Here is a 13,262-nt window from a genome sequence, read left to right on the forward strand (position 1 = left end):
GCTACGATAGCGGCAGACTAACGCGCGGGGGCCTGCGCCCAATACGCTGTTCGGCGTATCCCCTTGCGCCGCGTGGAGGCGGATCACCGGCGCCAAGAACCGGGCGCAACAGGTTCCCTTGCACACAAGGCATCGCAGGTTTCGCCCACAGCAGAGGCGACCATGGCCGAATTACCGCAAATCCCGATGACCAAGCGCGATCTCCTCTCGATGATCGGCAAATCCGCCGGCGCCGGCGCGATGCTGATGGCCATGGCCCCGCTGGGGCAGGCGCACGCTTCCACCTTCACAGGCCCGATCAACCTGCAAGGCGGCGGCACCGGAAAATCGGTGCTGATCCTGGGCGCAGGGATTGCCGGAATGGTCGCGGCGCTGGAACTGACCCGCGCCGGCTATCAGGTGCAGGTGCTCGAATACAATGCGCGGGTCGGCGGGCGCTGCTGGTCGCTGCGCGGCGGGGACAGCTATACCGAACTGGGCGGCGCGACCCAGCACTGCACCTTTTCCGATGGCAATTACCTCAATCCCGGCCCGTGGCGCATTCCGACCGAACATGGCGGGGTGATCCATTACTGCAAGGAACTGGGCGTGCCGCTGGAGCCGTTCCAGCAGAACAATTACAACGCCTATCTGCACCACACCGACGCGTTTGACGGCAAGCCGCAGCGCTACAAGGCGATCCAGGCCGATTATTACGGCCATGTCGCCGAATTGCTGGCCAAGGCGGTGCGGCAGAACGCGCTGAGCGACGCGGTGACAGCAGAGGATGCCGAGATCCTGCTCGAATCGCTGCGCAGCTGGGGCGCGCTGGATCGCAATATGCGTTATGTCGCCAGCAATGCCGCATCGGGCCGGCGCGGATGGGCCAAGGGGCCCGGCGGCGGGTTGACGGCAGAGCCCATCCCTTCACAGCCGATGGACCTGTCTTCGGTGCTCAAATCGGGCCTGTGGCGCAATATCGCCACGCATATGACCAATGAACACCAGCACGCGATCTTCCAGCCGGTGGGCGGGATGGACCGGATTGCGGCGGGGTTTGGCCGCGCGGTGGGCCATCTGGTCCGCCACAACGCCAAGGTCACGGCGATCCGGCAAAGCGATGCGGGCGTCGTGGCCGAGTATGAGGATACGCGCACGGGCGAGAAGCTGACGGCGGCCGCCGATTACTGCGTCTGCACCCTGCCGCTGTCGATCCTGGCGCAGATTCCGCTCAATGTCGGGCCGGATATGTCCGCCGCCATCCGCGCCGTGCCTTACCGTCCCAGCCTGAAAGTGGGGCTGGAATTCAAGCGCCGCTTCTGGGAACAAGACGAACAGATCTATGGCGGGATCACCAGCACCAATCTGCCGATCAGCCAGATCTCCTATCCCAGCGACAAATACGGCTCCTCCGGCCCCGGCGTGCTGCTGGCGGCCTATTCAGGGGGGTCGTTCGCTTATGAGATGACCGCGCTTTCGCCCGAGGAACGCATCCGGCGCACGCTGGAAATGGGCGCCGTTATCCACCCGCAATACTACGAGGAATTTGTCAGCGGCATCTCGGTGGGCTGGCACCGCGTGCCCTTCGTGCAGGGCTGCTTCGGCATGTGGTCGGAAGAGACGCGCGCGCGCCATTATTCCAATCTGTGCCAGATCGACAACCGCGTGGTGCTGGCGGGCGAGCATGCCTCCTACATCGGCGGCTGGATCGAGGGAGCGGTCACCTCTGCGCTCGATGCCGTCACCCGCCTCCACCAGCGCATCCAGTCCGCATAAGGAATATCTGATTATGAACGGAAAGCTCTTTCTGGCAGCCGCAGGTCTTGCCCTGGCGGCCAGTATCGCGGGCGCGGGATCGGGCGCATGGGCGCAGACCAGCGCCGATGCCGATGCCCCCACCGCCGCCGCACACAGCGGCTTCAGCGAATTGGGCGGCGAGGCACTCTATGCCAATATCTGCGCCGCCTGCCACATGCACGCAGGCGAAGGCGCGGTGGGCGCGGGGTTTTATCCCGCATTGGCAAACAATCCGCGCATGATCGCCAAGGGCTATCCGCTGTATGTCGTGGTCAAGGGGATGAACGGGATGCCGCCCATGGCCGATATGATGACCGATGAGCAAGTGGCCGATGTGGTCAATTACATCCGCACGAATTTCGGCAATTCCTACACCGACGCGGTGACGCCCGCCGAAGTCGCTGCGCTGCGCTGAACGCTCTTGCCCGGCACACCTGCTGAAAACTTGAGCGCCGCCCCTGTCGCGAACGGGGGCGGCGTCTTCTTACTCTGCCGGCTGCGGCGCGCCACTGCCGGCGTTGCCAGCGCGCTTCGCCTTCTGCGCGTCGATCAGGCCGCGAAGACGCCGCGCCACAGTCTGCGGCGATCCTGTGCGCGGGGCTAGCCAGCGGTAAAGCAGCGGCACGACATACACCGTGACCACCGTGGCCAGCGCCACGCCGAACGCTACTCAGATCGATCCACCGTCTGCTTGAACGCGTGGGCCTCGCCACGGTAACCCACGGCCAGCACTTCGTGCGAGGCGCGCCCGACAGGGCGAGCGGGCCGGTAAACTGCGTTTCTGCTGCGTGGCCCAGCGCGGTCATCGCCTGATACATCGCCGCCGCACCGCCCATCGCGCCGATCATCGACAGCAATTCGCGCGCGTGGTTCCGCCTCGCGGCCCGCCTGCATCCCCGCTTGTCATGGCAATACGCCCCCCCTGAATCTAGATCATATCATTGGATCGGATAAAAAATTCAGGGTGCGACCGCTGCGATCCCTTCAATCTCGACATACATGCCGGGTCGGCCCAGCGCGGCTATCTGGATAGTGGAGCGGGTGGGCCGGTTGGGTTGTTCGGGCGTGCCGAAATAGGTGCGGAACACTTCGTTCATTGCCGCCGAATCCATGCGGCCTTCCAGTTCGGGCACGCCGACAAGGAAGACGGTCAGCTTGACCAGATCGCCAAGGCCCAGCCCCTGCGCTTCCAGCGTGGCCTTGATCCGTTCGAGAACCGAAATGGTCTGCTGGCGCGTATCGCCCAGATCGTTGGGGTTTGCCGGATCAAGCGGGGCGGGAACCGTGCCCGACACGAACACCAGACGGGCACCTGCGGGAACCGAGGCCGTGCTGGCAATCGTCGCGGTCGGGCTGCTGTAGGTCCGCTCGATCTCCTGCGCGTGCGCAGGTGCGGAAACGGCAAAGCCCGCCAAGGCGAACGCGAGGGCGGGCGAAAACATCTTGGCAGTCATGGGCATGGCCTCTTCTTGTTATGCATCAGGCAAAAAATGTGGCGGGCTACCCGAAGACAGCCCGCCTGAGGGATCAGAATTTCAGCGTCATGCGGGCGTAGTAATATCCGCCATTCGTGCCGTATGGCCCGAAGTTATACGGCGCGTTGATGACGCCGGAGTTGTTGATATAGGGCGAGCGGTTGTTCTGCGACCATGTGGCGGGATTGTAATCAGCCACCAGCGGCGGAATTTCGGGCCGCTTGTCGAGAAGGTTGTTCGCACCGATTGCCAGGTTCAGCCATTCGGTCGCGTCATAACCCAGTTCCAGGTCGAAGATGGGCGTCGCTTCCACCACGGCGCGGTAGAACTCGCCCACCCCTGCCGCATTGAGGATCGGACGCGGCGCGGTGGAGTTGACATTGGGCCGCACCAGCTGGGTGACCTTGCCGTAGTAGTTCATGCGCAGATTTGCGCTGAACGCGCCGGTTTCGAACAGCGCGCCGACATTGATCTTGTAGTCGGGGCTGGCGTTCTCGATGATGTCCTCTGCCGTCTGCGTGAACAGGCTGCCGAGGCGGGCGGAATTGGTGACCTTCGTCACGTTGTAGTTTGCGCCCAGGTTCAGATCGAGCGAACCGAACGACAGGTCCACCGGATAGCGCGCGGCAAATTCCAGGCCCATCGTTTCGGTATCGATGCCGTTGGTGAAGGTCTGGATGCCCAGCTGACCCGATGCCAGAACTGTCGGGTCCAGATCCTTTCCGGTGGCCGCGATTGCATTGAGCACCAGCTGATAAGGCGTCAGACCGTTAATCAGCGGCGTCAGCACCGGAGTCCCCGGCGTGGGGGCCGGCTGCTGGTTCTGCCCCCGGATCTCGCCAGAGGACACAATGCGATCCTTGATGCGGATGAAATACCCATCCAGCGTCATGGTCAGCCGCGGAATGGCGCGAACCACCGTGCCTGCCGAAATGTTCAACGATTTTTCCGGCCCCAGAGCGCCAAACCCGGCGCTGGCTGCACCCGGCGAGCTGGGCGCCAGTTGCAGCACGGCGCTCGTCGGGCCCACATTGGTCGCTGAATAGCCCGATTCCGCAAGCGTCGGCGCGCGGAAACCCGTGCTGACCGTGGCGCGCAGCGCAAAGGCATCGCTGAAATCGTAACGCGTGGTCAGCTTGCCGATCAGCGCATCGCCAAAGTCGCTGTATTTTTCATAGCGACCGGCAATGTCCACCGTCCACTCTTCCACCGGGTAAAGGATGAAGTTGGTGTAAAGCGCCCACGCGCTGCGGTCGATCTTGCCTGCGTCAGTGGCCGAATAGCCGGGGAAGGACTGGCCGCCCTCGACAAAGAGCGAAGCCGCATCACCCTGGAAGATTTCGTAGGATTCATTGCGGTATTCGCCGCCGAAGGCAACGGTCATCGGCTCGGCCAGACCAATATCGAACTCCTTGTCGATATCGACCGTGCCGACGAACTGGTTGAACTGGAACCCGCCATCATAGAACTCGGTGGGAGAGAAGCCCGTCGCCACGAACAGCGAGGCGTTGGCCGAATTGGTGGTGTAGACCTGCGCGATATCCTCGGCATAGGTGCCCGACAGATCCCAGTTCCAGCCATCACCCGTCTGCCCGCGCACACCGCCGGTCAGGGAAAATTCGTTCTGGAACACCTCAATGTGCGGAACCATGCCGGTTTGCGCCGTATTGCCGAAGCAATTGGTCGGATCGGTGGTCTGCGCCGTGGCTGTCACCGGGTTGCGGCACAGACGGGTCGGCACGCGGTAACCTTGCAAGGCATCGCCCGCACGGTAGGACACGTTGCCGAATGAATAGACTTCGAAATCGTCGAATTCGTAGCCGAAATTGTAGAAGCCGATATGCAGCTTGGACGCCGGCTGACCGCCATTGATCCCGGCGGTGCCGCGGCTGTCTGCCAGCGCCTGGTAGATCGGACGGAAGGCAGGGGACACTGCCGAATTGATTGTCCCGTTCAGGTTGACGACCGAAATCTGGCCATCGCCAATCGTCGTCCAGTCGTTGCGGCGGTGAAACAGCGAGATGTCGAGAAAGCCCGAATCGCCCACTTCCATGCCGATATTGCCGCTGGCGCTATAGGTCGTGCCTTCGCCATCGTAATACTGGCCGGTGGTGGCGCGGATCGTGCCGCCAGAGGTATCGCTCTTCAGGATGATGTTGATCACGCCCGCGATCGCGTCAGACCCGTACACGGCGGCGGCGCCGTCCTGGAGGATTTCGATACGCTCCACGATGTCCGGCGGGATCAGGTCGATGCTGGGCGCGGCCGAACCGCCGAATGCGCCGTTGATCACCTGAAGGATCGAGTTGCCGTGGCGGCGCTTGCCGTTGACCATCACCAGCGTGTGGTTGGGGCTGAGGCCGCGCAGTCGCGCCGAGAGCGAGAAGCTCGCCATGTCGGTGCCCTGCGTCTGCGCCTGGAAGGACGGCACAAGCTGCGTCAGCGCCTGGTTGAGGTTGGGCTGGCCCACGCGCGTCAGCGCATCTTCCGACAGAAGCTGGATCGGTGCGGCGGACTGCGCCGCGACCTGGCCGCTGGCGCGCGTGCCGGTCACGATGATGACTTCGCTGCTGGCGGGTGTTGCGACAGTCTCGTCGGTGGAGGTTTGCGCCATCACCGGCGCCGAAAGGGCGGTGGTGGCGAGAAGGAAGATGGCAGACGATTGCAAAGCATGCGACATGGAGTGGCCCCCGTAATTGTTATGCCCTCTCCGCTAATCCCCATTTTCAGGACTGGTCCGGGCAGCCGGCGTTCGCCTGTGCGAAACCCCGGCCCCGGCCTGCCTGTGCGAACGACCCCCCTCATGCGTATCGGCGGTCGGACCGGATTCGTTGACCCGGCCCATCCAATTGACCGTTTTGTGACGGATCGTGACATACGCCGATGTGCGTAGCCTTGTGCGCAGCCCTCCAATGCTAGGCCAAGCCATCGCCAGCCCGGCGCTTTTCGCGTCGGCGCGCATTGTGGCGCGTAGTGGCAAATGTTGGAGATTCTGCGCGATGCCCGGACCGGTCCTGCTCGGCAAAAATGCCCTGTTTGCCGCCATTTCCCTCGCGGTGGCCCTGCCTGCCCCCGCACTGGCGCAGGGCGAGATTACCCGGATCAAGCGCAACCCTGCCGCGATCATCCTGGAAGCCGCACGCGTGAATGCCGGGGCGGATGTGATGTATGTTTCCGGCCAACTCCCCACCCCGCTCGATCCCGCAATGCCGATGAGCGAGGTGACATCGCTGGATCAGATGGGCGACACACGGCAGCAGACGATCAGCACGCTGGCCCGGATCGAGGATGTGCTGGCCACCGAAGGCTTCACCATGGCCGATGTGGTCAAGCTGAACGTGTTCGTGAAGGCCGACCCGCGCATCGGGGCGATGGACTTTGCCGGCATGAATGCGGGTTTCCGCGAATTCTTCGGCACCGAGGCGAATCCGAACACCACGGCCCGTTCGACTTTCGAGGTGGCGGGACTGGTCGGCCCGTATTTCCTCATCGAGATTGACGCGATCGCGGCACGCGCGCCGCAGGGATCGGATTGAGCTTGGCGCAAGCGTTTTTGCAATGCAGCACAGCCCCGTCCCGGCCGCTCTAGCTGGCAAGAAGGCGATACGCCGTCGCATTATCTGATTACCGGCCAACATTCCGCCGGCGGCAGCAGGCAAGGCCGGCAAGGAGAGAAGTATCTATTAGTATAATCTATTCAACATTCTGATTGTATTCTGACTCTGCTTTTATTTTCGTAAACGTTTCTGGCAAAATCGGATATCATTTTCGATATTTCTTGATTCTGCATTTCGAATATTTTCAATGATACACGGTATCATCGCGCAGATGACCGGGATGTGACAGAAAATTGCGGCAATGCCGCATCGCAATTGCAGCATGAAAATCGCAGTATTCTGCGGTTTTCGTGCCCTTTTCCGCTTGCACAACGCCCCATCGAGGCATATCTGCCGCTCAAGCGCAGCGAGAACGCTTGACGGGCCGGAACAGGCAAATCTGCCGAAAAGAGCCCGACAGATCGAAGAAAACACTCCGCAAAAATCAGAATCGATGTTCCAGGAGAGTACGACATGATGAAGATTGCCATTGCAGCTGCTGCTGCCGGCATCCTGGCGCTGAGCGGCACCGCCAGCGCCAACGAGAATACCCAGAGCAACCGCGAAACGGTGACCGTGCAGGTCGATACGGCTGGTGTCGATTTTGCAGATCCGGTCGCCGTGGCCCAGTTCCGCCGCTCGGTCGAGCGTCAGATCGAAGCCATCTGCAATCCGGGCGACCGCCTTGGTGCCGACATGAAGCCCGACTTCAAGTGCCGCCGCGAAATGGCTGCCACGCTTGAACCCACGGTGACCCGTCTGGCCGCGCGCGCCACGCAGAACGACCGTCGCTTCGTGGGCGTGGAATAAGGTCACACCCCTTCCCGACAGGAGACGCATTACGGCCGGGCAGCATCGCGCTGCTCCGGCCGTTATCGTGTCAGGCTTCCATGGCCCGCACCGCCACGGCGGCTGCGGCCGAACGGGTTTCAACGCCCAGCTTGATGTAGAGGTGTTCGAGATGCTTCTGCACCGTACGCGGGGAAATCCCCAGCACTTCGCTGATATCGGCACTCGATTTGCCGTAACTGACCCATAAAAGCACCTGCGCCTCGCGCGCGGTCAGGCCCAGCCGTTCGGCCAGGATTTCGGCATCGCGCGCAGCATCCACCACGTTGAGGCGGATCAGCATCTCGTCGCGGCGGTAGCGGGCGACCAACACCAATTCGAGCGTGCCCGTGCCGCCGGTATCGGCCGGGCGCAGCGACACGCTCGCCCCTACACCCGCACTCCCGCGCACCAGCAGCCGCTCGATCGCGGCGCGCAGCACATCGGGAAAGGGCGTGCCGCGCTGCCAGCCGGGCAGGGCCTGCACCAGCGCCTCCTCTGCCCGCGGTGTGCACCACAGCATCTTGCCCGCAGCATCGGTGGCCAGCATCAACCGGCCCGTGGCGTCCAGACTGGTGAGGCTGGCCTGCGCCGCGCGCCCTTGCGCGATCTGCACACGCACACGCGCCAGCAATTCATCGAGATTGACCGGCTTGCGCAGGTAATCCACCCCGCCCGCCTGCAGGGCTTCGACCACATGCTCGCTTTCGGTCAGCCCGGTCATGAAGATGACCGGCACCTGCGCGTGGGTGGGCGACTGCTTGATCTTTCGCGTGGTGGCAAAGCCATCCATGCCGGGCATCTTGGCATCGACAATGACCAGATCGGGCAGGATATGGTCGAGCAGCCGCAACCCGTCCTCGCCCGACGTCGCAACCAGCACGCTGATCCCGGCGGCCTCCAGGCTGGCGGTAATGACCGAGAGGGTTCCAGGCTCGTCATCGATTACCAGAACGGTTTCGCCATGTCCGGGCAGGGTCTTGCTCATGCTTCCTCCAGCAAACGCAGTAAGCCGGCGAGATCGAATTGATCGAGCGCGGCATACAAGGCCGTCACCAGCTTTCCATGTTGGGGCGCCGCCGTCGCGAGCAGGCCGATTTCGGTTTCAATTCCGCGCACATGGCCGATCTGGACCAGTTCGCGCAGCCGCTCGACATGCGGCATGGCCTTGCGGGGCAGACCGCCACTGCGTTGCCCGGCGGCCTCTTCGCTTTCCGGCCCGGTGCTTTCCCATTTCCACGAGAGGCCCATCAGCGCGCCGATCGTTTCCGCCAGCTCGCTGAGGCGATAGGGCTTGATGAAGAAATGATCGTGCGTGGGCTTGTCGGTCTGCGGGCGGTGGAATTCCTGCACATTGCCCGATGCCATGCATATCTGCACCTGCCGCCCGGCCATTTCGCGGATGCGCGCCGCGGTTTCCCATCCCGAAAGGCCGGGCATCGTGATATCGAGCAGCACCAGATCGAACGCCCCCGCCTGCACCTCGGCAATCGCGGCTTCGCCATTGGGAGCTGTGACCACGTCGAACCCGCATTCGCCCAGAAACTGCTTCAGCATGGCGCGCTGATCCGCCTCGTCATCGACCACCAGAACCTTCCGGCGCGGCCCCTGATAGCCGGTGATGCGGCGGTTGGTCACGTCCGGCACCAGTGCATTGGCGGGTTCGGCCAACATCAAGGTTATGCGGAAGACACTGCCCCGACCCGGCGCGCTTTCCAGCTCCAGCTTGCCGCCCATGATCTCGATAATGGCCTTGGTGATGGGCAATCCCAGTCCCACGCCGCTTTCGAGCATGGAACCCGACAATTCGCCCACCTGTTCGTAGGGGTCGAAGATGCGCAGCTGATCTTCCGGCGAGATTCCGGGGCCGGTATCCCGGATTTCGAAGGTGGCGATCTGGCCGCGATAGGTCATCTTCAGCGTAACCGATCCGCTGTCGGTATATTTGATCGCATTGCCGATAATGTTGAGCAGCGCCTGCCGCAGCCGTCCGGGGTCGGTGCGCACCGTTTCAGGCAGGCGCGAACCCACCTCGATCGCAAAGCCAATCCCCTTGGCCTGCGCGGCAGGGCGCATCATCCAGCCGATCTGGTCGAGGAAATCGGGCAGGTTCACCGGTTCGTGCCGCAAGCGCAGCATCCCGTTTTCCAGCTGGGTGATGTCCAGCAGGCTCTCGGTCAGGCTGGTAATGTGTTCGGTGCAGCGACGGATCACGCGCGCGGCCTGCACCGGATCGACATCGCCTTGGCTTTCCAGCAATTGGGCATAGCCGTAAATCGCGTTGAGCGGCGAACGGATCTCGTGGCTGACATTGGCGAGATAACGGACCTTGGCCCTGTTCGCCGCTTCCGCCGCCTGCCGGGCGCGCAGCGCCGCCTCCAGCCGGGCGGACAGGTCAAGCAGCGCGGCAATGCGGCGGCGCAAGAATGCGAAGCTGGCAAGCCCGCACAGCAGGATCACCAGCAGAACAACCAACGTGACGATGTGGAACGGCCGATGGTCTCCACCCGTCGCAATGTCGGAAGCCAGCAGGGCCGCCTCGACGAGAGTGGCCAGAAGGATCAGGCTGAGCGCGAGCGCCGCTGCCCGATCCGTAGTCAACATGTGGAGAGTCTGCCCGGCATCTTTCCCGCCGGAAGGAGAGGATGCTTCGGCGGAAAGCGCAGGGGATACCGCCGTATTGCTCACCGTGCCTGCCCTTGGGTCGCGTTCTTTGCCCTGCCGCCGAACGCGAAGGGCGGCAATGCATACAGGACATGGACCGCAGAACAGGGTTCCACTCCAAAAGCTCCGATGCCGATTGTGCGACTGCACCATTGCTAGCAAAAATGTGCTGCAATGCAAAATTTGCGACAGCTTGTTACAGGCATGACAGCAGGACACCCCGCAACGCCCGGCCTGATCGGCAAGCCCGGCACCACAGGCCATAGAAATGCCGCCTATTGTATTGTTTTACGGCCGTAAAATGATGGACAGGCGCCAACAGCGCAACGGTCGCTCAGGCAAAAAGGCCTGGCGCAAACAGGTCGCAAGCCTCACAAACCGTGTTGCATTGCAGCAACAAGCTCGGAAATTTCCTCACCCATCGGGCCCAAGGCTGCCCCCCGCCCTCATGCCCGGACCCGATCAGGGTGCCGGCTGGATGGCATCAAACCGGATTCGCTCCAACTGGGTGGCTTCGGATGGAAGTTCCCGCCCGCCCACAGGGGCTCCGTTGGTGCGCAAGAGAAACGCCAGTATGTTCGCGTTATCAGCAGCAGAAAGGGCGCCGGGTGCGTGCTGCGGCATGGCGCGCGACAGATAATGGAACAATTCGCCCAACGGCCGCCCACCCCAATTGGCGACAAAGCGCCCCGTCAGCGGCGGCACTTCGACAGTGCCCTGCAAGCCTGCCCCGTGGCACATTGCGCAATGGATGGCATAGAGGCGCCCGCCCGCATCGGCCTGCGCACTGGTATACATTCCCGCCGCCGTGCCGCGCCCCTGCGCCGCCACGCCGCCTGCCCCGGCGCTCGCCAACAGGCTTGCGCCAAGAAACATGGCCACCTTGCGCGCGCCCGGCCGCGTCATGCGCCCGCTCCTGCCGCCTGGGCCGGGCTTGCATAGGTCCCCGCAAACACGCCGGCCAGCGTCGCCATCGCTTCCAGCAGGGGTTCGCGTTGGGGAAGTTCCATACTTTCGCCCACCCCCAGCATGTCACCCAAATCCGGGTTGTTGTTCATGATGACGATACCGTCCGCCTTGGACAGCGCCGACATGTTGCGGAAGCGCAGGGCGTAATTCGCCTCTGGCTGGGGCACCAGCCAACCGGTTTGCCCGCGCACGGGTATCACGCTGCGATCACCCCACAGATCGCGTGCGGCATAGCCGGTGGCGTGGATGATCACATCTTCGGGCAGCTCCGCCAGCGCAGACGGGGCATGGAAACTGCGCATGACATAGCGGCCGCCGCGGGCGAAGAATTCGTCCATCAGCAGCTGCGCATAAGCGGGAAAGTTGAAATGCATCTGCGAGGTGCGCGTGGCGAATGGTGTGGGAAAGGGATTTTCTTCGGGCAGCAGCGGCACCGCCTGCGGAACTATGTCGCGGATACGCGAATCCAGCCGCGCAAATTCGGCGTTCTGGCGCGGCAGCCCCGATGTTTCGTAGCTTTCGGTGATGGCAGGATCGACCGGCCAGACACGGCGCGTAATCGGCTCGTCCGACACGGCATAGGAATCGCTGAACTCCACCGGTTTGCCCGGCAGGCCCAACAGGGTGCGAAACATCTTCCATGAAAAGCGGGCCATCTGTTCCCATAGGTCGCCGAACTGCGGCCCTGCCGGCCCTTCCAGCGCCACACGCGCGCTGGGGGTGAACGATCCGCTGGCGCGGAACGAGCGGGTGCGCGGCAGCAATTCGCGGGCATAGATCGTCACATGCAGCCCGGCGCGCTGCGCCATGATGGCGCTGGTCAGGCCGATAATGCCGCAGCCGATCACCGCAATGCGGCTGGGCAGCACTGACAGCGCCTTGCCCACCGCCACTTCGGCCGATCCCCAGGACAGCGACCAGCCGCTGCCGCCGTGCCCGTAATTGTGCACCACCAGCTTGCGGCCCACCGTCTCGGTCGACAGGTTCGGACCGGCTGCCCGCAAGGGGCGAAGGCAGCACTTCATATCGACAAGCTGATCCGGGGAAAGCCGCATGGGCACCAGTGCGGGGGCGAGCAGGCCCTGCGCCCGCGCCGGTCGCGCCAAAAGAGGCGGAAGCGCCATCGCGCCGGCCAGCCCCAAAGCCCCGCCCATGAAACCGCGCCGGTTTGCAGGATAAAGCGCCTTTACAGGGGCGAGATGGCTGGGGATGAGTTCGCTACGGGGCAAAGCGGCGCCTTCCTTTGCATCACCCATCGCAACATGGATGGGACAGCACATGAAGGCTATGCGCAGGCGGACTTACCTCTAATGCCGCAAACTGCGTATTTCGCCGCCCCCCTTCCGTCAGTCCACGCGCCGGATCCCGATGACGGGTTGCCGGTCGGCATCAAGATAAAAGGCGCCCAGTGCCCCGCGGCGAATGACAATGCTGTCACCGGGGCGCGGCGCGCGGAAGCTGCGGCGCGTTTCCGTGAGCTGCCATACCGTTCCGTCAGACAGTTCAAACCGCCAATATCCCGGCCCCACCGATCGCGCACTCACCACATTCGCGGCAAGCTGGTCCGCCTCACGCGCGGCGGGATCACGCCGGGCCTCCCGCTGCGCGGCGCTTAGCCCGAATGTCGGAGTGGCCACGGCGGGGGCGGAAGCCGCAGCCGCGCTGGCTGTGGCTGTAGGAGCAACCGGCGCGGGGCTGGACACCGGCGGGATGGATGCGGCGGAGGTCTCGCCTGCGGAGTTGGTCATCGCCCTTTGCACCTGCGCCTCGGCAATGAGGTCATAACAACGGACGCGTTCCTCGATATTGCCGATGGCAAGACAGCGGGACAGATCCGTCTCCTGCGCAGCCGCTGTCACCGGGAGGACAAGCGCGATCATCAGCACAACAGCGGGGTGGCCGACCCGAACCGGTACTGAAACGTCTCCTGCCTCGATCATCCTTCCCATCCTCT

The 13,262-nt window shown here is 63.4% G+C and carries 12 protein-coding genes; 4 read left to right on the top strand and 8 right to left on the bottom strand.

Annotated features, from left to right (window positions below):
• Nucleotides 1–162: 162 nt before the first annotated feature.
• Together WFP39_RS05450 and WFP39_RS05455 are read left to right on the top strand one after the other, a co-directional pair.
• The gene (locus WFP39_RS05450; protein ID WP_336918184.1) at nt 163–1,755 is read left to right on the top strand and encodes a flavin monoamine oxidase family protein; all 1,593 of its coding nucleotides are present in this window, start codon (nt 163–165) and stop codon (nt 1,753–1,755) included.
• Nucleotides 1,756–1,768: 13 nt separating this feature from the next.
• On the top strand, nt 1,769–2,191 hold the full coding sequence (locus WFP39_RS05455; protein WP_336918186.1) for a c-type cytochrome: 423 nt from the start codon (nt 1,769–1,771) through the stop codon (nt 2,189–2,191).
• 69 nt (nt 2,192–2,260) lie between these two features.
• Here the strand turns inward: WFP39_RS05455 and WFP39_RS05460 are convergent, their stop codons facing one another.
• The 3 genes from WFP39_RS05460 to WFP39_RS05470 all read right to left on the bottom strand — a co-directional run bounded on the left by WFP39_RS05460 (nt 2,261) and on the right by WFP39_RS05470 (nt 5,931).
• Nucleotides 2,261–2,434 carry a hypothetical protein gene (locus WFP39_RS05460; RefSeq protein ID WP_336918187.1) on the bottom strand — a complete coding sequence of 58 codons (174 nt, stop codon included), beginning with the start codon at nt 2,432–2,434 and terminating at the stop codon, nt 2,261–2,263.
• Between the two features lie 301 nt (nt 2,435–2,735).
• Nucleotides 2,736–3,230 carry a Rid family hydrolase gene (locus tag WFP39_RS05465; RefSeq protein WP_336918188.1) on the bottom strand — a complete coding sequence of 165 codons (495 nt, stop codon included), beginning with the start codon at nt 3,228–3,230 and terminating at the stop codon, nt 2,736–2,738.
• 73 nt (nt 3,231–3,303) lie between these two features.
• A complete protein-coding gene (locus tag WFP39_RS05470) occupies nt 3,304–5,931 on the bottom strand; it encodes a TonB-dependent receptor plug domain-containing protein (protein ID WP_336918189.1) in 2,628 nt (875 codons plus the stop codon).
• A 319-nt stretch (nt 5,932–6,250) separates the two neighbouring features.
• Between WFP39_RS05470 and WFP39_RS05475 the strand changes: the two genes are divergently transcribed.
• Both WFP39_RS05475 and WFP39_RS05480 read left to right on the top strand, forming a co-directional pair.
• Nucleotides 6,251–6,787, top strand: coding sequence for a Rid family hydrolase (locus WFP39_RS05475; RefSeq protein WP_336918190.1), 537 nt, complete (start codon nt 6,251–6,253; stop codon nt 6,785–6,787).
• A 534-nt stretch (nt 6,788–7,321) separates the two neighbouring features.
• On the top strand, nt 7,322–7,657 hold the full coding sequence (locus WFP39_RS05480; RefSeq protein ID WP_336918191.1) for a UrcA family protein: 336 nt from the start codon (nt 7,322–7,324) through the stop codon (nt 7,655–7,657).
• 70 nt (nt 7,658–7,727) lie between these two features.
• On the opposite strand, the gene WFP39_RS05485 is transcribed toward WFP39_RS05480, so the two are convergent.
• The 5 genes from WFP39_RS05485 to WFP39_RS05505 all read right to left on the bottom strand — a co-directional run bounded on the left by WFP39_RS05485 (nt 7,728) and on the right by WFP39_RS05505 (nt 13,248).
• Nucleotides 7,728–8,663 carry a DNA-binding response regulator gene (locus WFP39_RS05485; RefSeq protein ID WP_336918192.1) on the bottom strand — a complete coding sequence of 312 codons (936 nt, stop codon included), beginning with the start codon at nt 8,661–8,663 and terminating at the stop codon, nt 7,728–7,730.
• Nucleotides 8,660–10,279, bottom strand: coding sequence for an ATP-binding response regulator (locus WFP39_RS05490; protein ID WP_336918193.1), 1,620 nt, complete (start codon nt 10,277–10,279; stop codon nt 8,660–8,662). Before WFP39_RS05490 ends, WFP39_RS05485 begins: the two co-directional genes overlap by 4 nt.
• A gap of 522 nt (nt 10,280–10,801) precedes the next feature.
• Nucleotides 10,802–11,245, bottom strand: a complete 444-nt coding sequence (locus WFP39_RS05495; RefSeq protein WP_336918195.1) for a c-type cytochrome — start codon at nt 11,243–11,245, stop codon at nt 10,802–10,804.
• Nucleotides 11,242–12,537 (bottom strand): FAD-dependent oxidoreductase, encoded by a 1,296-nt coding sequence (locus tag WFP39_RS05500; RefSeq protein ID WP_336918196.1) that lies wholly within the window; start codon nt 12,535–12,537, stop codon nt 11,242–11,244. The genes WFP39_RS05495 and WFP39_RS05500 overlap by 4 nt, the downstream gene beginning before the upstream one ends.
• 117 nt (nt 12,538–12,654) lie before the next feature.
• The gene (locus WFP39_RS05505; RefSeq protein ID WP_336918197.1) at nt 12,655–13,248 is read right to left on the bottom strand and encodes a hypothetical protein; all 594 of its coding nucleotides are present in this window, start codon (nt 13,246–13,248) and stop codon (nt 12,655–12,657) included.
• Nucleotides 13,249–13,262 lie beyond the last annotated feature (14 nt).

Origin of the sequence: Alteraurantiacibacter lauratis (genome assembly GCF_037154155.1) — a bacterium.
Classification (GTDB): domain Bacteria; phylum Pseudomonadota; class Alphaproteobacteria; order Sphingomonadales; family Sphingomonadaceae; genus Alteraurantiacibacter; species Alteraurantiacibacter lauratis.

Coding starts and splice junctions, on each gene's coding strand:
- WFP39_RS05450 (WP_336918184.1), top strand. CDS start 163: ATGGCCGAATTACCGCAAATCCCGATGACCAAGCGCGATCTCCTCTCG.
- WFP39_RS05455 (WP_336918186.1), top strand. CDS start 1,769: ATGAACGGAAAGCTCTTTCTGGCAGCCGCAGGTCTTGCCCTGGCGGCC.
- WFP39_RS05465 (WP_336918188.1), bottom strand. CDS start 3,230: ATGACTGCCAAGATGTTTTCGCCCGCCCTCGCGTTCGCCTTGGCGGGC.
- WFP39_RS05470 (WP_336918189.1), bottom strand. CDS start 5,931: ATGTCGCATGCTTTGCAATCGTCTGCCATCTTCCTTCTCGCCACCACC.
- WFP39_RS05475 (WP_336918190.1), top strand. CDS start 6,251: ATGCCCGGACCGGTCCTGCTCGGCAAAAATGCCCTGTTTGCCGCCATT.
- WFP39_RS05480 (WP_336918191.1), top strand. CDS start 7,322: ATGATGAAGATTGCCATTGCAGCTGCTGCTGCCGGCATCCTGGCGCTG.
- WFP39_RS05485 (WP_336918192.1), bottom strand. CDS start 8,663: ATGAGCAAGACCCTGCCCGGACATGGCGAAACCGTTCTGGTAATCGAT.
- WFP39_RS05490 (WP_336918193.1), bottom strand. CDS start 10,279: ATGTTGACTACGGATCGGGCAGCGGCGCTCGCGCTCAGCCTGATCCTT.
- WFP39_RS05495 (WP_336918195.1), bottom strand. CDS start 11,245: ATGACGCGGCCGGGCGCGCGCAAGGTGGCCATGTTTCTTGGCGCAAGC.
- WFP39_RS05505 (WP_336918197.1), bottom strand. CDS start 13,248: ATGATCGAGGCAGGAGACGTTTCAGTACCGGTTCGGGTCGGCCACCCC.